The sequence below is a fragment of the Pseudomonas sp. genome (genome assembly GCF_051660785.1).
In the GTDB taxonomy this organism is placed as follows: domain Bacteria; phylum Pseudomonadota; class Gammaproteobacteria; order Pseudomonadales; family Pseudomonadaceae; genus Aquipseudomonas.
The window spans coordinates 21,494-41,547 of sequence record NZ_JBOFQE010000064.1; the positions used below are offsets into that span (position 1 = coordinate 21,494).

17 protein-coding genes and 1 riboswitch are annotated in these 20,054 nt (G+C 60.0%); of the genes, 3 read left to right on the forward strand and 14 right to left on the reverse strand.

All coding sequences use genetic code 11. The features are described 5' to 3' along the window. Positions 1-48: 48 nt before the first annotated feature. From ACRC4F_RS17795 to ACRC4F_RS17835, 9 genes are all read right to left on the reverse strand, one after another. Positions 49-243 carry a cysteine-rich CWC family protein gene (locus ACRC4F_RS17795; protein WP_438660531.1) on the reverse strand — a complete coding sequence of 65 codons (195 nt, stop codon included), beginning with the start codon at positions 241-243 and terminating at the stop codon, positions 49-51. Positions 244-249: 6 nt separating this feature from the next. After that, a complete protein-coding gene (locus ACRC4F_RS17800; protein ID WP_438660532.1) occupies positions 250-1,737 on the reverse strand; it encodes a sensor domain-containing diguanylate cyclase in 1,488 nt (495 codons plus the stop codon). A 298-nt stretch (positions 1,738-2,035) separates the two neighbouring features. Next, positions 2,036-3,808 carry an allophanate hydrolase gene (gene atzF / locus ACRC4F_RS17805; protein WP_438660533.1) on the reverse strand — a complete coding sequence of 591 codons (1,773 nt, stop codon included), beginning with the start codon at positions 3,806-3,808 and terminating at the stop codon, positions 2,036-2,038. Between the two features lie 25 nt (positions 3,809-3,833). Beyond that, positions 3,834-7,463: an urea carboxylase gene (uca, locus tag ACRC4F_RS17810; protein WP_438660534.1), complete on the reverse strand. Its 3,630-nt coding sequence runs from the start codon at positions 7,461-7,463 to the stop codon at positions 3,834-3,836. Between the two features lie 283 nt (positions 7,464-7,746). After that, positions 7,747-8,388 (reverse strand): urea amidolyase associated protein UAAP2, encoded by a 642-nt coding sequence (locus tag ACRC4F_RS17815; protein ID WP_438660535.1) that lies wholly within the window; start codon positions 8,386-8,388, stop codon positions 7,747-7,749. An 11-nt stretch (positions 8,389-8,399) separates the two neighbouring features. After that, positions 8,400-9,125 carry an urea amidolyase associated protein UAAP1 gene (locus ACRC4F_RS17820; protein ID WP_438660536.1) on the reverse strand — a complete coding sequence of 242 codons (726 nt, stop codon included), beginning with the start codon at positions 9,123-9,125 and terminating at the stop codon, positions 8,400-8,402. Between the two features lie 11 nt (positions 9,126-9,136). Next, complete coding sequence (locus tag ACRC4F_RS17825; RefSeq protein ID WP_438660537.1) at positions 9,137-9,925, reverse strand: ABC transporter ATP-binding protein; 789 nt, start codon at positions 9,923-9,925, stop codon at positions 9,137-9,139. Continuing rightward, positions 9,922-10,737 (reverse strand): ABC transporter permease, encoded by an 816-nt coding sequence (locus tag ACRC4F_RS17830; RefSeq protein ID WP_077749608.1) that lies wholly within the window; start codon positions 10,735-10,737, stop codon positions 9,922-9,924. Before ACRC4F_RS17830 ends, ACRC4F_RS17825 begins: the two co-directional genes overlap by 4 nt. 15 nt (positions 10,738-10,752) lie before the next feature. Then, positions 10,753-11,820 (reverse strand): putative urea ABC transporter substrate-binding protein, encoded by a 1,068-nt coding sequence (locus ACRC4F_RS17835; protein WP_438660538.1) that lies wholly within the window; start codon positions 11,818-11,820, stop codon positions 10,753-10,755. Positions 11,821-11,882: 62 nt separating this feature from the next. Further along, a riboswitch (guanidine-I (ykkC/yxkD leader) is annotated at positions 11,883-11,983 on the reverse strand. 275 nt (positions 11,984-12,258) lie between these two features. Here ACRC4F_RS17835 and ACRC4F_RS17840 point away from each other — a divergent pair. Continuing rightward, positions 12,259-12,501, forward strand: a complete 243-nt coding sequence (locus ACRC4F_RS17840; protein WP_438660539.1) for a hypothetical protein — start codon at positions 12,259-12,261, stop codon at positions 12,499-12,501. 167 nt (positions 12,502-12,668) lie between these two features. After that, positions 12,669-13,124 (forward strand): hypothetical protein, encoded by a 456-nt coding sequence (locus ACRC4F_RS17845; protein WP_438660540.1) that lies wholly within the window; start codon positions 12,669-12,671, stop codon positions 13,122-13,124. Positions 13,125-13,242: 118 nt separating this feature from the next. Here the strand turns inward: ACRC4F_RS17845 and ACRC4F_RS17850 are convergent, their stop codons facing one another. After that, complete coding sequence (locus tag ACRC4F_RS17850) at positions 13,243-14,355, reverse strand: enoyl-CoA hydratase/isomerase family protein (protein WP_438660541.1); 1,113 nt, start codon at positions 14,353-14,355, stop codon at positions 13,243-13,245. 132 nt (positions 14,356-14,487) lie between these two features. On the opposite strand from ACRC4F_RS17850, the gene ung reads away from it, so the two are divergent. After that, positions 14,488-15,192, forward strand: a complete 705-nt coding sequence (gene ung / locus ACRC4F_RS17855) for a uracil-DNA glycosylase (RefSeq protein ID WP_438660542.1) — start codon at positions 14,488-14,490, stop codon at positions 15,190-15,192. Between the two features lie 26 nt (positions 15,193-15,218). Here ung and ACRC4F_RS17860 read toward each other — a convergent pair whose 3' ends face one another. From ACRC4F_RS17860 to ACRC4F_RS17875, 4 genes are all read right to left on the reverse strand, one after another. Beyond that, positions 15,219-16,097, reverse strand: a complete 879-nt coding sequence (locus tag ACRC4F_RS17860; RefSeq protein WP_438660543.1) for a hypothetical protein — start codon at positions 16,095-16,097, stop codon at positions 15,219-15,221. Next, positions 16,094-17,431, reverse strand: a complete 1,338-nt coding sequence (locus ACRC4F_RS17865) for an AAA family ATPase (RefSeq protein ID WP_438660544.1) — start codon at positions 17,429-17,431, stop codon at positions 16,094-16,096. The genes ACRC4F_RS17860 and ACRC4F_RS17865 overlap by 4 nt, the downstream gene beginning before the upstream one ends. A 77-nt stretch (positions 17,432-17,508) precedes the next feature. After that, complete coding sequence (locus tag ACRC4F_RS17870) at positions 17,509-18,546, reverse strand: AbrB family transcriptional regulator (protein WP_438660545.1); 1,038 nt, start codon at positions 18,544-18,546, stop codon at positions 17,509-17,511. Then, on the reverse strand, positions 18,539-20,053 hold the full coding sequence (locus ACRC4F_RS17875) for a tripartite tricarboxylate transporter permease (protein WP_438660546.1): 1,515 nt from the start codon (positions 20,051-20,053) through the stop codon (positions 18,539-18,541). Before ACRC4F_RS17875 ends, ACRC4F_RS17870 begins: the two co-directional genes overlap by 8 nt. Position 20,054 lies beyond the last annotated feature (1 nt).

Below are 20,054 nucleotides of genomic sequence, written 5' to 3' on the forward strand. Positions count from 1 at the left end.
TCGGCAGAAAGCGGGCCGCGCATCTTACGTGATCGGCCACAAGGATGCTTACAGCTGCGCTTCTACCTGCGCGCAGCGTGGGCACAGGCAGGATTTGTCGCGCAATTCGGGCGGCAGCGCTTCGAGGACCGCCGGGTCGATGCTGACACCGTAGCACCAGCAGGTCCGATCAGCGGTTCGCGGGTCGGCCAGGGTGCAGTCGTTGTACGCGCCGCAGGCCGGGCAAAATTCAGGTTTGTTCATGTAGGACTATGCATAACTGGTGTGAGGCATTTCCGCGCAAGTACGGTTTCGGCCGGATTGCTTGGCCCGATACATCGCATGATCGGCCCTGGAGAGCAGGGTGTGCAAGGTTTCATCCGGTTGCAGCGTCGTGAGGCCAATGCTGACCGTCAGCTGCAAGGCATGATTGTTGTAGGCATAACGCTGTTGCTCGACATGTTGACGAATTTTCTCGGCGATGATCAGACCGGTCTCACCGTCAGTGTCCTTGAGCAGCACGATGAACTCTTCGCCACCCCAGCGGCAGACGATATCTGAGTGCCGCAAACAACTCTCCAGATCCCGGGCAAAGCCGATCAACACCTGATCGCCGGCCAAGTGGCCGTAGGTGTCGTTCAAGGTCTTGAAGTGATCCAGATCCAGCAACATCGCAGTCAGCGGCTTGGGCTCGCGCTCGGCTTCGAGCATGGCTTGTGCAGCCAACAGGTCGAAACCGCGACGATTCGGCAGTTCTGTCAGGCTGTCGAGCGTCGCCTGCGCCTGGATTTTGCCCTGGTAGCGCTTGATCACGCGGTTGAGCAGGGCCAGCACGATCAGCGTGACGAGCAGGCAAATCAGCAGATTGAGGTACAGCGACTGGCGAATTTCACTGAGGGCGCCATCTTCGCGCTTGTCGACGAACAGGTACCAGTTCAGCTCCGGAATGAACCGCACATTGAGGAAATGTCTCTGGCCGTGGACGGAATATTCGTAGCTGCCGCTGTGGGGTTTGGGTAGCTGGCGGACCAACTCTTTCATGTTGTCCAGTTCGTCGAGTTTCTGGCCGATGTGCGCACCTTGTGGTCCGCCCTCGGCGCCGGTGAGTACCAGGCGGCCGAAGTTGTCGACGAAGTACACGCTGCGCTGGTAACGCTGCTGGTATTTGTCGATCAGCTTGATCACCGCGTCGACCGTCAGCCCGACGCCCGCGGCGCCGATGAACCGGTTGTTGTAGTCGTACACCTTGTAGTTGATGAAGAAAGTCTGGTTGTCCTTGTTGGCAAGGTCCGGGTCGACATTGATCTCGTAGGGATCGGCCATATCGCGTACGCGGAAATACCAGGCGTCGCGGGGCTCCGTGGATTTGACCTGTTTGAGTACGCCTTTGGCGTGGTAGTAGGTGAGGCTGGTGTTGGAGACAAAAAATGCGGTGTAAGCGCCATAGTGAGTCATGACCTCGTTAAGGTAGCGGGTCATTTTCTCGGGGTCTTGCTCACCGTTTACCACCCAGTCACGCATGAAGGTGTCGCGGGACATCATCGAGGAAATCAGGATCGGTCTGACAAGGTCTTTCTGGATTTCCGAGTAGACCGTGTCTGATGTCAGCGGCAGCTCGGTGTTGATGATGCTGTCGCGGATGGAGGCTCGCGAGGCGTAGTAGCTCAGGAACGAGGTCGCGAGAAAGCCTGCACCCAGCAACGTGACAAGCGTGAGGACCAACGAACGTTGCGAATACAGCGGCGAGCGAAGCGGCATGACGATTCCGTTGGCAGTGACCCGATGGCAGGCATTCTAATGTCACAGCGGGGAAATAACTCCTGCATTTGTGAGGGGAATGGTGTCAGGTAGGGCCACCCCTCACTCCAGCCCTCCCGAAGCGTCGGACCGCCCCAGAGGGGAGAGGGGGAAAGGGGGCCGATCTTCATGCTTCTAAAACCTGAGTTCGACTTCGAAATTTCAGGTCGATGTAACTTGAACAGTCACCTCGGTCAGTCCCCTCTCCCCCCGGGCGGTCCGACGTTTCGGGAGGGTTAGGGTGAGGGCTGATTCCGGATCAGACACCAGCCTCAAGATACGCACGCCACCCACCAAGGTGACTAATATCCACCGCCCCCTCCAACCCATACCCCTCACAAATAAACCCACTCTCCCAACGCCCATCCGCCAGTTGCACCTTGCCCAACCCCAGCGGCGCCGCAATCCCGGTCAGAAACGATCCCAACTCACTGCTCGGCAACTCCCACACCTCCACGGCAATCGCCACACCGCCATCCATCACCCGAACCATGCCCGGACGAAACGGCGGGCCGCCGGCCAACGCATACAGCTGATAGTCAGGCGAACTAAACGTCGTTTCGACCAACCGGGCGCCGCGTTTCTTCAATTGCCAGTTCAACGCCAGCCCATCCAGATGCGCGCCACACACCACCAGTCGTGCGCGATCATTACGGGCGACAGTCGTCGGGGCAGGCTCAGCCGAACGGCGCTGCAAAGCATCCGCCACACTCAACAAATACTGATCGGTGAACGCCCGACCAAACACCGTCACGCCCCACGGCAATCCATTGCCCATGAACCCGTTGGGCACGGCGACGGCGGCGTAATCGAGCAGGTTCATGAAGTTGGTGTAGTAACCCAGTTCCGAATTTCGCAGGACCGGTTCGGCGTCCAGTTCCGCTAACGTAACGGGGCGGCCGATAGTGGGCGTGACGACACAATCAAGATTTTCCAGCGCCTGGTCACACAGCGCTTTCAACGCTTGCAGCCGATACTGGGCGCGGAACGTCTGCACGCCGCTCACCGCCGGTGCCTTGGCCAGCACCGCGCGAATCACCGGCAGTACGGCTTCAGGATTCTGCTCCATCAACTCGCCGGCCACGCTGTAGCGCTCGGCCACCCACGGCCCTTCATAGAGCAGCCGCGCCGCTTCGAGGAACGGCGACAGATCCAGTTCCACGGCTTCACCGCCCAACGCCTTGAGCTGGTCGATGGCATCGCCGAACAACAACGGGCCTTCAGTGCAGCCAAAGAATTCCAGGTCCTGCGCACGTGGCACGCCGAACCGGAAAGGACGCGGAGCGCCAAACGCCGAGTCGTCATTCCACATCGGGTTGCGGCGGCTGTATTCATCTCGCGGGTCGAGGTGTGCAGTGAGCGCCAGCAACTGACTGGCCTCCCGGGCTGTTGCGGTGAACGTCGTGACGCAATCGAGCGTGCGACAGGCCGGCACCACACCCGCCGTGGAGATCAGGCCTTTGGTGGCTTTCAAGCCGACCAGATTGTTCAGCGCCGCCGGCACACGTCCCGATCCCGCCGTGTCGGTACCCAACGAAAAACTCGCCACACCCAGCGCCACCGCCAGGGAAGATCCGGCGCTGGAGCCGCCCGACGGATACTCCGGCAATACGCTGTTCGGACAGGCGCCATACGGTGATCGGCTGCCATTGAGGCCGGTGGCGAACTGGTCAAGATTGGTCTTGCCCAACGGGACCGCACCCAGCGCCAGCAACTGCTCGACGACGGTCGCCGACCGTTGCGGCACATAGGCAAACGCCGGACACGCCGCCGTGGTCGGAATGCCCGCCAGGTCGATGTTGTCCTTGATCGCAAACGGCACACCAAACAGCGGCAAGCTGTCGAGTTCGCGGCCGTCGAGCGCGGCGAGGTACGGTTCCAGTTCTTCAACACTCAGCAAGTGGATGAACAGGTGATAATCCGGATTCAGCGCCGCGGCTTTATCGCGCAGGCTCAGCAGCAGTTGCCGAGGCGTGGTGCTGCCGTCACGGTAAGCATTGCGCAGGGCGTCGAGTTGCAGATTGATGTTCAAGGCGTCATTCCTTTTCCAAATGGGATCAGTCGAGTTCCAGCACGACGACGCGCTGTCCGGCGCGCACCGCCGAACCCGGTTGCACGCGGATCTCGCGCACCACGCCGGCCATGGGCGCGAGCAGCGGAATTTCCATCTTCATCGACTCCAGAATCACCAGCACATCACCGGCGGCGACGCGGCTGCCGGTCTCGACCTGAACCTGCCAGAGGTTGCCGGCGATGTGGCTGTCGACGCTCATTTCACCGTTGGCCAGCGGTGCATCTTCGGCCGCTTCCGGGGCCGGTTCTTCACTGTCGAAATGCGCCTGGCCGCTGGCGATCCAGCGTTCGCGCTCGGCGTTGAACGCGCCTTGTTGCTGATCGCGAAACGCGGCGATGGTCTCGGCTTCTTGCGCCAGAAACGCCTGATAATCTGCCAGGTTCAGCTGACTGTGTTCGATGTTCAGATCGAAACGCCCGAGCGGGAAGTCCCGGCGAATGCGCAGCAGTTCATCGGCGCTCACCGGGTAGAAACGGATCTGGTCGAAAAAGCGTAGCAGCCACGGTTTGCCATCGAACGCGGCGACTTCGCGGTAGCGGTTCCACATCTGCAGCGTGCGACCGACAAACTGATAACCGCCGGGGCCTTCCATGCCGTACACACACATGTAGGCACCACCGATGCCCACCGAGTTTTCCGCGGTCCAGGTGCGGGCCGGGTTGTATTTCGTGGTGACCAGACGATGACGCGGATCGAGCGGGGTGGCGACCGGTGCGCCGAGGTAGACGTCACCCAAACCCATCACCAGATAGCTGGCGTCGAACACCGTGCGCTGCACTTCGTCGAGGTTCGGCAGGTCGTTGATGCGGCGGATGAACTCCAGGTTGCTCGGGCACCACGGCGCATCCTTGCGCACGGTGGTCATGTATTTCTCGATCGCCAGTTGGCAGGCCGGGTCGTCCCAGGACAGCGGCAGATGCACGATGCGCGATGGGACTTGCAGGTCTTTGGCGGCGCATACGGCGTCCCATTCACCGGCGACGATGCCGAGCAGATCGGCCAAGGGAAGTTGCTCGGGCTGGTAGTGCACTTGCAGCGAGCGGATGCCCGGGGTGAGGTCGATGACGCCGTGCAGGGTTTTGCTTTCCAGGGCTTGCATCAGGGCGTGGGCGCGGAAGCGCAGGACCAGATCGAGTTCCGGCGCGCCGATTTCCAGGAGCAAATGCGTATCCCCCGACAACCTCGCAACCAGCCGCGTATCCCCCAGACCCAAATCCAATACCACAGGCGACAAAAGACCCTGTGGGAGCTGGCCTGCCAGCGATGAAGCTGATGCGGTGTCTGGTCGGTCCCCATCGCTGGCAGGCCAGCTCCGACAAGGGGTATTCCATTTCAAGGCGAGATTTCGGGCGGTTTTGATGTCGACTGGTGAGAACTGGACTTTGTCCCCGGCCTTGAGTTGGCCCAGTTGCCAAAGATCCGCCTCAATCACCGTCACCGGGCAAACAAACCCACCGAGGCTAGGGCCGTCGGGACCGAGGATTACTGGCATGTCCCCGGTAAAATCCACTGCCCCAATGGCATACGGATTGTCATGAATATTCGACGGATGCAGCCCCGCTTCCCCCCCGTCGGCCCGCACCCATTCCGGCTTCGGCCCGATCAATCGCACGCCGGTACGGCTGGAGTTGAAGTGCACTTCCCATTGAGTAGCGAAGAAGGTGCCGATGTAGTTTTCAGTGAAGTATTCCGGCGCACCATGCGGCCCGTAGATCACCCGGATCTGCCGCACGATGGGTAACTCGGTGACGTGGTCCAGTTGCTGATCGACGTTGCGGTCGATCAAGGCAGGCACATGCAACACATCACCCGCTCGCAACGCACGACCGCCATGGCCACCAAACTGACCCAGCGTGAACGTGCTTTTACTGCCCAGGTAGTCCGGCACTTGCAAACCGCCGCGCAGGCACAGATAACTGCGAGCGCCAGCACCGGCAATCGTGCCGAGGCTTAACGTGGCGCCGGCCGAAATCAGCAGCGTCGTATTCATCGCTACGGCTTCACCGTTAAGCGTCAGTGAAATCACCGCGCCGGTCACCGCCACTACCGCATCGCAATTGAAGCGCAGCAACGGCCCGCTCATGGTGATTTCCAGCGCTGCGGCACCTTCATCATTTCCCAGCAGAAGATTGCCCAGACGCAACGCGCGACTGTCCATCGGCCCCGACGGCGGCACGCCCACCGCCCAGTAACCGAGCCGGCCGGGATAGTCCTGGACGCTGGTCTGAGTACCGGCGCTGAGCACTTCAAATGTATTGGCCTGATACACCAGACCTTCCAGGCAACGGGTCCACGGCTGCCCGCTGGCGAACGGCGCATCCAGCAGAATTTGCCGCAGGTAATCACGGTTGGTTTCCACGCCATAGAGGACGCTGTCGCCCAACGCCTGATGCAAATCGGCTGCCGCCTCTTCACGGCTTGGCGCCCAGCTGATGACCTTGGCGATCATCGGATCGAAGTACGGCGGGATCTCGCAACCGGCCTCGACCCAGGTGTCGATGCGCAGGTGTTTGCCATCGGCAACAGGGAAGTTCACGGCGGTCAGCAAGCCTGGGCTCGGCTGGAAACCGCGGCCCGGATCTTCGGCATACAGCCGCGCCTGAATCGCATGGCCGTCGGCTTTCAAACCTTGGCTCAACACATTCAATGGCGGCAAATCACCGGCCGCCAGTTCCACCATCCAGCGCACCAGATCGACGCCCCACACTTGCTCGGTGACACCGTGTTCCACCTGCAAGCGGGTGTTCACCTCGAGGAAGTAGAAACGCTGAGCCTCACTGTCGAAGACAAATTCCACGGTCCCGGCGCTGCGGTAATTCACCGCTTTCGCCAGTTTGATTGCTGCCGTGCAGAGCTCTTCAGCCATGCCTGCGGGCAGGTTCGGTGCCGGGGTTTCTTCGAGGACTTTCTGGTTGCGCCGCTGCACCGAGCAGTCGCGCACGCCGAGGGCAATCACTTCGCCGCGGCCGTCGCCGAACACCTGGACTTCCAGATGCCGGGCGCGCTGGATGTATTTCTCGATGAACACACCGGCGTCGCTGAAGTTGTTCTGGCCGAGACGTTTCACCGCTTCGAAAGATTCGCTCAACTCGGCCGCACTGCGGCACACGCGCATGCCGATGCCACCACCGCCGGCGGTGCTTTTGAGCATCACCGGGTAGCCGACCTGTTCGCCTGCGATCAGCGCCGCGTCGAGGCTGTCGAGCAGTTCGGTGCCTTCGAGCATCGGCACGCCGTGTTGCCTGGCCAGGGCGCGCGCGGTGTGCTTGAGGCCGAACACCCGCAGCTGCTCCGGCGTCGGGCCGATGAAAGCGATGTCGGCGGCTTCGCAGGCTTCGGCGAACGCGGCGTTTTCCGAGAGGAAGCCATAGCCGGGATGGATCGCCGTGGCGCCGGTGGCTTTGGCGATGGCGAGGATTTTGTCGACCGCCAGATAGGTGCCGGCGGCTGCGCCTTCACCGAGGCTGTGGGCTTCATCGGCTTGCACGAGGTGCAGGCTTGCGGCATCGGCTTCGGAGTAAACGGCAACGCCTTTGACCTGCACTTCTCGCAGTGTGCGCAGGATGCGGCAGGCAATGGCGCCACGGTTGGCAATCAGGACTTTTTCGAACATGGCATAACCCCTGAAGGGGATGCGGGCCGTCCCGCAGTTTTTCGATGTGCGCCGGGGTCGTCCCCGACGGCAAAATCACAACTCTTCAGAACACCACTGAACCCCTGTGGGAGTGAGCCTGCTCGCGATGGGGCCAGCACATTCGACATTGATGTCGACTGACACACCGCTATCGCGAGCAGGCTCGCTCCCACATTTGGATTGTGGTGTTCTTACTTTTTCAGGCACTGCCCGGAACGGGCCTGGCACAAGGCAAACAACCACTGCCGCAACCGCGCCATTTTCAGTTCCATACCAGCAGCTCCGCAGGGGTGGGGTTATAGGCGTTGCACGGATTGTTCAGCTGCGGACAGTTGGAGATCAGCACGATCACGTCCATCTCGGCCCGCAGGTCGACGTACTTGCCCGGTGCCGAAATCCCGTCCTCAAACGTCAGCCCACCGTCAGCGGTCACTGGCACGTTCATGAAGAAATTAATGTTCGGCCCGATGTCGCCCTTGCCCAGTCGCCCGTCGTGGACGCAGGCGCGCAGGTAGTTGTCGCGGCAGCTGTGCATGTAGCGTTTCTCCAGCGCGTAACGCACGGTGTTGCTCTCTTGCGCGCAGGCACCGCCGAGGGTGTCGTGACGACCGCAAGTGTCGGCAACGATGGTCAGCATCGATTTGCCGAGGTTGGAATACAGCACGCTGCCGGTGCTCAGGTAGACGTTGTTCTGCCGGCGCAACGTGCGCTGCACGTCGTAACGTTCCTTGGGGTTGGCGACGCTGTAGAACAAGGTATCGACGGCCTGATTGCCTTCCAGGTCGAGGATGCGCAACGTCTGGCCAGCCTTGACCTCCATCAGCCACGGTTCGCCTGCCGGGATTGTCGCGCGGTAGACCGCAGCTTCTGGATGCTTTTGAGTAGTAGCGATTGCAAGTGACATGGCAGCGATCCTCAGGCGAACAGGCGGTCGGTGTTGATGAAGCCGCGCTCGTTTTCCGGGCGCGAGGTGCGGCAGTGTTCGGCGACGCTGGCGTCGGCATTCATCCAGCTGAGCTTCAAGGGTTTGGGGGCATATTCCGGTGACGGGTCCATCGGATGTTGCAGAGCGGTGAGCACCACCAGCGTGTCCATCGGCGCGTACAACTCGATATAGTCGCCGGCCTTGGAATGGCCTTCGACGAAGTGGAAACGCCCGGCTTCATCGACGTTCACGCGGCTGAACAGGTTGAGCGTCATCAGCAGGTCGGACAGGCCCAAACCCCACTTGCCCAATTCCACCAACAGGTTGTCGGTGCCGTTGCGGAAGAAGCCGTTGCGCAGTTCCTGATAACGACCGGCGCCGTATTTTTCCGCGACCTCTTCAGCGCAGAGCACGCCGCCGAGGCTGTCGCTCCAGCCGCAGGTGTCGGCGGTGATCGCAGCTAGCACGCGACCCATGTCCGAGTAGAGGCAATGGCCAGTAGTGAGCTTGGCAGTGTGTTGGCATTTGAGGCTGTCGGGCAGGTTCAGGCGCTCGGTTTTTTCGTTGGCGTTGAGCAATGTCAGGCTGACATTGGCGCCGCCGCGCAAGTCGGTAAGTCGCAGCAGTTGGCCGCGCTTCAACACGAAAGAACGATGGCCGCCGCCGGGGATCATTTCTTCAGCGAAGGGGGGGAACAGTTGAGTCGAATCAGTCATGTGCAAATCCTCTAAGCGATACGAAGCGTGCCCGCCAGCTCAGCCGGCAAGGCGTCGACGGCGGCGCGATGGGCGCGGCGGTCGCTGTTCAAAGGGATGTCGTAGGTGATGCGCGCGCCATAGGCGCCGGGGGCGTGCGGGTCGATGCGGACCTTGTCGAACACCAGCAGTCGGGTGCCAAGACTGAAACCTTCGGACAGGTCATGGGTGACCATGAACACCGTCAGTTGCGTCTCGCGCCACAGCTCCAGCAGCAAGGCGTGCATGTCTTTGCGGATGCCCGGATCGAGGGCGCCGAACGGTTCGTCGAGCAGCAACACGCGGGGTTTCATGATCAACGCCTGGGCGATGGCCAGCCGTTGTTGCATGCCGCCGGACAGCTGCGCCGGGTACTTGTCCAGCGAGTGGCCGAGGCCGACTTTGTGCAGCAGCACCGAGGCTTGTTCCCGTGCATCGCGTTTGGCGCTGCCGAACAAGCGCCCGAGTAACGGCGAACGCGGCAGTTCGAGGCCGAGGGCGACGTTGTCCAGCACGGTCAGGTGCGGGAACACCGAGTAACGCTGGAACACCACGCCACGGCTCGAATCCGGTTCGCCGGCCAGGGCCTGGCCATCCAGCAGAATCTCACCGCGACTGGCGCGTTCCTGACCCAGCAGCAGCCGCAGGAAGGTCGATTTACCGCAACCCGAGGCGCCGACCAGGGTGCAGAACTCACCCTCGTTGACGCTCAGGTTCAACCCTTCCAGCACCACCTGATCGGCGTATTGCTGCCAGACGTTTTTCACCGTGATGAAGCTCATGCCCGCGCTCCTTCATACCAAGGGAACGCACGCTGAGTCAGGCGCTTGAGCCCCCAATCCATCAGCCAGGCGAGGAGGGTGATCCACACCACGTACGGCAGAATCACGTCCATCGCCAGGTAGCGACGCACCAGGAAGATCCGGTAGCCAAGACCGTCGGTGGACGCGATGGCTTCGGCGGCGATCAGGAACAACCACGCCGAACCGAGCATCAGTCGCAGCGAGATCAACAAGCGTGGCAACAGTTGCGGCAGTACGACGCGCAGCATCAACGTCCAGGTCGATGCGCCGAGGGTCTGGGCCTTGATCAGCAACTCGACCGGAATTTCCCGGGCGCGCTGTTCCAGATCACGGGCCAGGCACGGGGTGATGCCGATCACGATCAGCATCACTTTCGACAACTCCCCCAACCCGAACACGATGAACAAAATCGGCAGGATCGCCAGCGGCGGCACCATCGACAGCACCGTCAGTAACGGCGACAACGGCGCGCCAAACAGCGGCAACGTCCCGGCGGCGATGCCCAGACATAGCCCGGCCAGCGCGCTGATGCCGAGGCCGATGGCCAGGCGGCGCAGGCTGGACGCGGTGTCTTGCCACAGCAGGTATTCACCGGTGCGCGTATCGGCGGTGAAGGCCAGGCGTTTCACCGCGTCGGTCATCTGCACCGCGCTCGGTAGCAGCTTGTCGTTGGGATTGTCCGTCAGCCGCTCGGCCGAGCCCATGAAGTAGGCGAACAGCACCAGGGCGAACGGCAGGATCACCAACAGCAGGCGACTCGGGCGATCCGGGTGGCGATTGATCAGGCGCATGGCCAGTCCTCCGGTTTACAGCTTGGCGTCAGCGGCCATCTGCACGTAGGTCGGGTCGAAGCGCAGCTTGAGGTTGGTCTTGTCGCCGCTGGTCACGCCATTGGCGAAGGCCATGCCGACCGCGCTGGTGTCCTTGGCGCCTTCACCCAGCAAGCCGTGCTGGAACGAGAACTCGGCAACTTTGCGCATGGTTTCCGGCAGCTGCTTGCTGGTGGAGAAGTCCAGGGCTTCTTTGGGCGTGGCGAACAATTTGGTGGTGTCGAGTTGCGACTGGAAACCGGCCAGATCGGTGCCCGAGGCTTTGGCCATGTGTTCGAGCGCGGTTTTGCTGGCGGCGTTTTTCGCGTTCATCAACGCGACCACTTCGAACCAGGCACCGGTCAGCGCTTTGCCCAGGGCCGGGTTGTCTTTGAGGGTGGCGCTGTTGACCACCATCATGTCCATGATTTCGCCGGGGATCTGGCTGGAGTTGAAGACTTCGGTCACCCCGGGCTTGGCCTTGATGTCCGAAAGCATCGGGTTCCAGGTGGTGACGGCGTTGACCTGATCGGTGTTGAAAGCGGCGGAGATGTCGGCGTCGGAGGTGTTCACCACTTTCAGGTCTTTCTCGGTGAGATCGACCGAGTCCAGCGCCCGGGCCAGCAAGTAGTGGGAAACCGACAGCTCGACCAGATTGACGTCCATGCCCTTGAGGTCGGTGACTTTCTTGTCGTCGCCCTTGAGCACGACGCCGTCGTTGCCGTTGGAGAAGTCGCTGACGATCAGCGCGGTGCTGTCGACGCCACCGGCCGCCGGAATAGTCAGCGCGTCCATGTTAGTCATGGTGCAACCGTCGAACTGGCCGGCGGTGTACTGGTTGATGGATTCGACGTAATCGTTGAGCTGCACCACATCGATCTTGATGCCGTACTTCTTCGCCCATTTGTCGACGATGCCTTGGCTGCCGGCGTATTCCCACGGCATCCAGCCGGCGTAGATGGTCCAGCAGACGCTGAAGTGGTCTTTCTGTGCGGCCTGGGACGAGACGCTCACGAGGGCTGCAAAAGCAGCGGCGAGCAGGGCGGGTAAACGAAGCTTGAGCATGGGTGGTTCTCCAGTTGATCAAGGGCGGGCAGGAGTCAACGCGGCACCGCGAACGGTGGCTTGTCTCCCGGGCTTTTGTCCCGCCGTGTAACCCCAACTGGAGGTCGCCAACTCTCGGACCAGCCACTCGCCTTAGCGAGCCGGAACCCTAGTCAGCCATTGCAAATTGTGGTGCCGCGAACCTGTGATGACTCCTGCACGGGTTTGCTAAAGCGAGAGCCGTGCCAAGTCGGCTTGAGGGCTCTAGTGTGGGGAGTTACGCGGTTCGTGCGCTGGGAAGGGCGAGCGGGTTGCCTTTTGATGGTGCGTGGGTGCACTGCAATGGATCGGATTGGCCGCTGATCTGAAGGTCCGCGCCGCTCGGCACTCGGTGCAGCGTTGCCAGTCAAAAGGGATGTCAGCCGGCCTGATCCGGTTGTGGTCTTTCAGGAGGCCGCCATGTTCCGTCGACTGTTGTTCGGTGTCGTTCTCGGTCTGGGCTTGTCTGGCTGCTATTACTACGCCGGTGGCTACGATGTTTATTCCGCGCCTTATTACTACCCCGGCTATTCACCCTATTCCTACTATTACGGACCGCGTTACTACTACGGCCCGCGCTTTTATGGTGGCTATCGTTACTTCTATTGGGGCGGGCACGGGCCACGTCATTACGGTGGTGGATATCGCGGTGGCCACCATTAATCAGCGGGTGAATAGATGAAAAACCTTTCATCGGCGACTTGTTTCAATCTGTTTCAAGAACGCACCGGATTCCGAAATCGATGTCTGATCTTTCGACAGTCACCGAATAATTGACTGTCGCCTGCCAGCGTCGCTGGTGTGGCTCACTCGCGGTCCAGGAGGCCGCCATGCTCTGTCGAAAACAGGTCCACCGAATTCTTCTGATTGCAGTATTGGGATTGTCTCTTGGTGCGTGCGTGCCCTATTCCGATGGAGGAGGCAGCTACTACAGTTCCGAGGTCTATACCTCGCCAGCGCCCGCCTATTATTCCGGTGGCGGCCCTTATTATTCAGGCGGCGGGGGTTATTACACGCAGCCCCGCCGGTACTACGCGCCACCCGCGCGGTACTACCAGCCAACACCTCGGTACTACCATCAGCCGCGGGTTTATCAACCGGCACCCCGTTATTACCAGTCGCAACGGAACGACTACCGGGCCCATCAGAATCATGGCTGGGACGGCCGCAACCGTGGCGGATGGAACAATGACTACCGTGGCAATGGCGGGCGCAACAATCACGGCGGGCGAGGTGACCATGACGGTCGTCGCGGCGATCACAATGGCCGAGGCGGTCATCGTTAATATGAGCTAGACGCAATACCAATGTGGGAGCGAGCCTGCTCGCGATGGCGGACAGTCAGTCAACATATTGTTGGATGACACACCGCTTTCGCGAGCAAGCCCGCTCCCACATTTTTATTCAGTATTCCGTCAGATCCGCCAATGGATGTCGGCCTTCCCAGACTTTATGAAAGTGCGCTTCCACCACCGCATCCGGCACCGTGTTGATGTCCGGCCAATGCCAATGCGGTTTCTGATCCTTGTCAATCAACCGCGCCCGCACCCCCTCGCTGAACTCCGGATGACGGCAGCAGTTGAGGCTTATCGTGTATTCCATCTGAAAGACCTGAGCCAGCGACATGTGCCGGGCGCGGGCGATCTGTTCCCACACCAGATGCGCGGTCAGCGGCGAACCCTCGGTCATGGTTTTCGCCGCACGGCTGAACAGCAGATCCGTATGGTCACGCAGATGGCTAATAGCTTTCCAGGCGCAGTGCACATCGCTGACATCCAGCAGTTCATCGATTTGCTGGCGCCGGGGCAGCCACTGAGCTTCGGGCATCTGCGACATGGCTTCCTGCTGCAAAGCCTTGAGCAGACTGTTCAGCTGCATTGGCGTCTGTTCCTGCCAGTTCAGCTGCAGCAAGCCTTCGATCAGCTCTTCTTGCTGTTCATCGAGCAGGAAACGGTCGGCGAGGTCCAGATCGATCGCATCGCGACCGTTCATTTGCGCGCCGGTCAATCCAAGAAACAATCCGAGCTGGCCGGGCAGCCGTGACAGGAACCAGCTGGCGCCGACATCCGGGTACAGACCGATGCTGATCTCCGGCATCGCCAGGCGACTGCTCGGCGTGACAATCCGGATGCTTGCGCCTTGCAGCAGCCCCATGCCACCGCCCAGCACATAACCATGGCCCCAGCAAATCAGCGGTTTTGGATAGGTGTGGAGGTTGAAGTCCAGGCGATATTCCGCCGCGAAGAAGTGAGCGGCCAAGGGCGGAACTTCCCCCGGGTGAGCGCGGCAAGCCTCCACCAGGCTGCGCACTTCGCCGCCGGCGCAAAAGGCCTTGGCGCCGTTACCACGCAACAGAACGCAGACGATTTGTGGGTCCTTGGCCCATTCGTCCAGCCGATCGCGCAGGGCGTTGATCATTGGCAGGGACAGCGCATTGAGCGATTTTTCGGCATCCAGGCTGGCGACGCCGATGCGCGCGCCGTCGGTGCCGGTGAGTTCTTCGAAGTGCAGATTCATCGTGACCTCGATTGGGAATTTGAGCGTTCAGTATGATCGCTGTGCAGGAAAGTGCCGGATCTGTGTCAGATCAATTGACAAGCGTGATGGGCTTTCCTAGGGTTCGCCCCATTGTTTTTGCCGGATGTAACCATGACTGCTGATGACCGTATCAAACTCGAACCGGGCTGGAAGGAGGCATTGCGTGCCGAATTCGACCAGCCTTACATGGCAGAGTTGCGTAATTTCCTGCAACAGGAGCGCGCGGCGGGCAAGGAAATCTATCCTCCGGGGCCGATGATTTTCAACGCACTTAACTCCACACCGCTGGAAAAGGTCAAGGTCGTCATCCTCGGCCAGGACCCGTATCACGGCCCGGGACAGGCCCACGGGCTGTGCTTCTCGGTGCAGCCGGGCGTACCGGCACCGCCGTCGCTGGTGAACATCTATAAAGAGTTGAAGCGCGACCTGAACATCGACATTCCCAATCATGGCTATCTGCAGAGCTGGGCTGATCAGGGCGTGTTGATGCTCAATACCACCATGACTGTTGAGCGCGCCAACGCCAATGCGCACAAGGACAAGGGCTGGCAGTTTTTCACGGATCGGATCATTGAAGTGGTCAGCCAACAGCAACCGCATCTGGTGTTCATGCTGTGGGGGGCACATGCCCAGAGCAAACAGAAGCTGATCGATGCAACCAAGCACCTGGTGCTGACCTCGGTGCATCCGTCACCGCTGTCCGCCTATCGCGGTTTTCTGGGGTGCGGGCATTTCAGCCGGACCAACAAGTTTCTTGAGCAGAATGGCGAAACGCCGATTGAGTGGCGGTTGCCAGCGTTGGACTCACAACCATGAGCGCTTAAGCAAAAGAGACTGCTTACCTAATCAGGCAGAGCATCTACGAGAATATCTACAATGCTTTCGGCCTCGGTACGATCCTCGTTATATAGACGCTGAAATGAATTAATGCATGAGGTGAACTGGCTTCGGGGGCTGCAAAGCGAAGCGATAACTCTTGTCGCTATTTTTTTAGCAGCAGTTGACGCGTCTGTGGAGTTCGCCGTTTCCATTGCTATCCATAAATTGATGATTTCCTGAGCTCTTCGCGACGTCAGGTCCTCATGATTAAGCTGAAAAAACTCGATGTTGGTGACTGCTCGTTCGTAGGCCGGTCCAGCGCTGTGCGTTGGGACGGCTAGCACCCCGTCGAAGGTAATGATGTCTTGAGGGTCGTCGGGGTCGGTCATTGAAACCGGATATAGCAACAGTGCCGACTCGTCGAGCATCTTTGCCGGATCGCCGTTCTGAGTGTCGCGATTGCCGCGAATCGGAAAGTAGCTGGATTTAAGCGTCGAGTTGCAGCGGGTGCAGGCAATCGCATAGTTCAGGGGGTGGTAAGCGAGCTTGTAGTAGCCAGTGTTGCTGGCCGTTCCCGTGGCCCAGGCAGGCTTGAACTTTTTCCAGTGATCAACGTTGTGGTTTGGCCACGCCTTGACTTCGCTCTTGGGTCGATAGTGTTCAACTTCGTGGACTTTGCTTGCCAGGACCGCCCCTTGAAGCTTGGTTTCGCAGTATGCGCATTTTTCATATTGCAGCGTAATGTAGACCTGTTTGATTTCTCCCCAGAAATCCGAGTCATCGGTATAACCGCCCGCGTCGATGTAATTCTGGATGCGCTTCTTGGCGCGACCCATCCAGCTCGGTTTTTCGCTTTTGATCAATTCAATCAGTTCAGCCTCCGAGATGGCGTATCGAATCATATTCCTGGCCCCGACGACCCCGACGGCTTTTTAACCGCGCGTCGAGCGGCGGTCGGCTTCGGCTTCTCAGCTCCGGCCATGCTTTCGACGCTCATTCCTTTGGCAAGAATTTTAAGATAATCGACAGACGCTTTGGTATTGCCGGAAACCGCACTGCGCGCCAGTTTACTGAGGGCCGTTGCAGTGGTGGCGGCCCGGGTGCTTTCCAGGCCGAAATAAGGCGATAGCAGAATTTGCTCGGCGCTTTTCCCTCGGACATGTTCAGGCAGGCGTTTAACAATGCTCGAGCCGTTTTCCTCGGCCAGCACAAACAGGTTTTGCGACATCAGTGAGCCGACAACCAGCGGGCTATGGGTTGTCAGGATGAACTGAACGTTGGGCAGGGCCTTGGCCAGCGTGGGGACAACGCTGCGCTGCCATTCGGGATGAAGGTGCAGATCGATTTCGTCGACCATGATCACGCCGCGCATTTCTCGCAGCTTCAAACCGCTGGCGATGCCTTTGCAGACGTGGAACAACATGTCGCCGATCCAGCCGATGTAGGCTCTGTAACCGTCAGACAATGCGCGGAAGGGCAGAACGAAGCCGTTCATTTCGAACAGGTGCTCACGGCCCGTGGGCATGCTCTGAATCTGGCAAGCCGGCGGGAGCAGCTCGTTGATCAGGTTGATGACTTGCTTGTACCGACCCTTGTTTTCCACGGAAAACGCCGGCAACCAATAAGACAGCGGCATGAGTGTCAGGTGGTCTTCGAAAAGACCTGCAACACGTTCATAACGACGAAGACGGGATCGGGTTCGGGCGCTTTCGTCTACTCGTGCTGATGCTTCTACGCGTCGGGTGGCTCCGTATCCGACAATGAAAAATGCTGGGCTTTTTTCATCGAGTTGCATCGCCTCGATGGTTTCATCCGCGTTTTTCGGAGAAATATGCCAGCTCATCCGCTCTACCGAGCTGACCGTACGGACTTCTGTGCTCACCGAAAACTTTTCGGGCATGGACTCCGTCGGATCTTTCTGCGGTTTTTCTTCTACTGTCGAGAGGATGTCAGCGGTCAGAATCGCTGTATTTTTTTTGAGGTTGATCTTGCCGCCAACTTTCGCCGGAGCGCGCCGGATCAAACCTTCGGGTACAAAACCGGAGTTGCCACTCAGCAGAGGTCCCAATACCGCCAGTGCAACGGCTTTGAGAATGCTGGTCTTGCCGAGGCCATTGTCCCCCAGCAATACGCTGACGTTGGGATATTGCAGACCTTCAGTGCCCGGCAGATTGAACTCAAGGGTGGCATTCTCGAAAGACCGCAAGTTTTCTATCTGTAGTTTGCTGATGTGCATCTATTCACCTCTCCCGAAGTAGAGATGGTAGCAAACTCTTTCTCAGCGGGTATAACAAGCCGACTGGCAATTGCAGGCTAGGGCTCCGGCTCGCGATTCCAATACCTGAACAACGGCTCTGCCAGAAACAACACAAACAACAGCCGCATCACCTGCATCGCCGTCACCAGCGGTACAGACAATTGCAGGGTCTCCGCCGTCAGGCTCATCTCCGCAATCCCGCCAGGCATCATGCCCAACGTCAGCGAACGCAAATCCAGATGCGTCAGCGCGCTCAATCCCAATGCTGCCGCCGTGGCGATCAACATGGTCAGCACCGTCCCGATCAAGGTTCGGCCCATAAAGGAAGGCGCCCGCCGGAAAAACTGCCGATTGAAATGACAACCCAAGCCGCTGCCGATCAGCCATTGGCCGATCTGGCTGCCGCCATTGGGCAAGCCGATGTGCAAATCCCAACCAATGCTCACCGCTGCACTCACCAGCAACGGCCCGAACAGCCACGGATTGGGTTGACGAAGACGTTCCCAGAGCCAGGCTGCCAATGCACCTGCCGGGAATAGAAGGGCCAGCCACCACCAATTCACGGTGCTTGGGTGCAAGACCGGTGCGCCGTAACCCAGCAAATATTTGAATGCTGCTGGCACACACAGCACCACCACCAACACTCGCAGACTTTGCCCCGCCGCGACGCGACTGAGCACCGCGCCGTTGCGCGCGCCGAGGTTGACCATCTCCCCGGAGCCCCCGGGCATGCTTGAGAAAAATGCGGTGGCGCGATCCTCTCCGGTGCGCCGCATCAACCAGACCCCGACCACGGCGGACAGGCAGGTGATCAAGGCACCGAAGAAGATCAGGCCGAAGTGACTCAACACTTGCTCCATCACCACCGGGGTGAAGTGCAGGCCGATGCCGATACCGACAACCCACTGGCCGCACTTGCGGCCGCCAGGGATTTCCGCCAATTGCCACGGGGTCAGGCAGCGCACCAGGATGATCGCCAGCAACGAGCCGACCATCCACGGCAGCGGCCAGCCGACCAGGCTGGCCAGGTAACCGCCCAGCGCGCCGACCAGCGGCGTACCCCACCAGGCTTTGAAGGGTGTTCGATCAGACATCGGCGACTACGCGCCGGGCAACCGAACGTTTGCGCCAGATCCGCAGGATCGGCACCAGCAACATCACCGCGATCAACGCCCAGACACCCATGGTTATCCCGCTCGACCAGAGTATTTCCAGCGAACCGTTGGAGATCGACAAGGCGCGGCGCAGATTCTGTTCCATCAAACCTCCGAGGATGAAGCCCAGCAGAACGGGCGACAGCGGAAAGTCGAGCTTACGCAGAATGTAGCCGAAGATGCCGATGCCGATCATCAGGAACAGGTCGAAGGTGGTGGCATGCACCGCGAAAACACCGATGGCGGTAATGATCGCGATCATCGGCACCAGCGCCCAGTTCGGCACGGCGAGGATGCGGGTGAAGATGCGGATCATCGGGATGTTGAGGATCACCAGCATGATGTTGGCGATGAACAACGACGCGATCAGGCCCCAGACGATGTCCGGTTGCTGTTGAAACAGCAGCGGGCCCGGCGTGATGTTGTACAGCGACAGCGCGCCGATCATCACTGCCGTGGTGCCCGACCCTGGAACACCCAATGTCAACATCGGCACTAGCGCACCGCAAGCTTCAGCACCGATGGCGGTTTCCGGGGCGGCGAGACCGCGCTTGTCGCCTTGTCCGAATTTTCCGCTGGGGCCAGCGATACGTTTCTCGGTCATGTAGGCCACGGCACTGGCCAGTGTCGCGCCGGCACCCGGTAGCACGCCCATGATGAACCCGAGCACACCGCAACGCATGTTCACCCAGAACACCGACGCCGCTTCCTTGAAGTTGAACATCATCCGGCCGGTGGCTTTGAACGCTTCCTGGCCACGGTGGGTTTTTTCCAGCAGCAAAAGGATTTCGCTGATAGAGAACAGGCCCAGTACCAGCACCACAAACTGAATGCCGTCAGTCAGGTGAATGTTGTCACCGGTGAAGCGGTAGACACCGCTGTTTGCATCGATGCCGACGGTGGACAGGAACAGGCCGATCAACGCCGCAATAAACGTTTTCAGCGGTCGATCACCGGCCATGCCGCCCAGGCAGACAATCGCGAACACCATCAATACAAAGTATTCCGCCGGTCCGAAGGCAATCGCCCATTTCGCCAGAATCGGCGCGAAGATCACCATCCCGCAGGTGGCGATGAAGGCGCCGATGAATGAGCTCCAGGCTGACAGCGACAGTGCCACGCCCGCCATGCCTTGACGGGCCATCGGGTAGCCGTCGAGGGTGGTCATCACGGTGGAGGCTTCGCCGGGAATGTTCAGCAGAATCGAACTGATCCGGCCGCCGTACTCGCAACCCAGGTAGACCGCTGCCAGCAGGATCAACGCCGATTCCGGCGGCAGACCGAGGGCGAAGGCAATCGGTATCAACAACGCGACGCCGTTGATCGGGCCCAGGCCCGGCAGCAGGCCGACGACGGTGCCGATCAGCGTGCCGCACAGTGCGGTGATCAGGTTGTAAGGGGTGAGGGCGACGCCGAAGCCGTGACTCAAATAACCAAGCGTATCCATA

Excerpts from the sequence above, each read along its gene's own strand:
- ACRC4F_RS17795 (WP_438660531.1), bottom strand. The coding sequence starts at position 243 with ATGAACAAACCTGAATTTTGCCCGGCCTGCGGCGCGTACAACGACTGC.
- ACRC4F_RS17800 (WP_438660532.1), bottom strand. The coding sequence starts at position 1,737 with ATGCCGCTTCGCTCGCCGCTGTATTCGCAACGTTCGTTGGTCCTCACG.
- uca (WP_438660534.1), bottom strand. The coding sequence starts at position 7,463 with ATGTTCGAAAAAGTCCTGATTGCCAACCGTGGCGCCATTGCCTGCCGC.
- ACRC4F_RS17815 (WP_438660535.1), bottom strand. The coding sequence starts at position 8,388 with ATGTCACTTGCAATCGCTACTACTCAAAAGCATCCAGAAGCTGCGGTC.
- ACRC4F_RS17820 (WP_438660536.1), bottom strand. The coding sequence starts at position 9,125 with ATGACTGATTCGACTCAACTGTTCCCCCCCTTCGCTGAAGAAATGATC.
- ACRC4F_RS17825 (WP_438660537.1), bottom strand. The coding sequence starts at position 9,925 with ATGAGCTTCATCACGGTGAAAAACGTCTGGCAGCAATACGCCGATCAG.
- ACRC4F_RS17830 (WP_077749608.1), bottom strand. The coding sequence starts at position 10,737 with ATGCGCCTGATCAATCGCCACCCGGATCGCCCGAGTCGCCTGCTGTTG.
- ACRC4F_RS17835 (WP_438660538.1), bottom strand. The coding sequence starts at position 11,820 with ATGCTCAAGCTTCGTTTACCCGCCCTGCTCGCCGCTGCTTTTGCAGCC.
- ACRC4F_RS17840 (WP_438660539.1), top strand. The coding sequence starts at position 12,259 with ATGTTCCGTCGACTGTTGTTCGGTGTCGTTCTCGGTCTGGGCTTGTCT.
- ACRC4F_RS17845 (WP_438660540.1), top strand. The coding sequence starts at position 12,669 with ATGCTCTGTCGAAAACAGGTCCACCGAATTCTTCTGATTGCAGTATTG.
- ACRC4F_RS17850 (WP_438660541.1), bottom strand. The coding sequence starts at position 14,355 with ATGAATCTGCACTTCGAAGAACTCACCGGCACCGACGGCGCGCGCATC.
- ung (WP_438660542.1), top strand. The coding sequence starts at position 14,488 with ATGACTGCTGATGACCGTATCAAACTCGAACCGGGCTGGAAGGAGGCA.
- ACRC4F_RS17860 (WP_438660543.1), bottom strand. The coding sequence starts at position 16,097 with ATGATTCGATACGCCATCTCGGAGGCTGAACTGATTGAATTGATCAAA.
- ACRC4F_RS17865 (WP_438660544.1), bottom strand. The coding sequence starts at position 17,431 with ATGCACATCAGCAAACTACAGATAGAAAACTTGCGGTCTTTCGAGAAT.
- ACRC4F_RS17870 (WP_438660545.1), bottom strand. The coding sequence starts at position 18,546 with ATGTCTGATCGAACACCCTTCAAAGCCTGGTGGGGTACGCCGCTGGTC.
- ACRC4F_RS17875 (WP_438660546.1), bottom strand. The coding sequence starts at position 20,053 with ATGGATACGCTTGGTTATTTGAGTCACGGCTTCGGCGTCGCCCTCACC.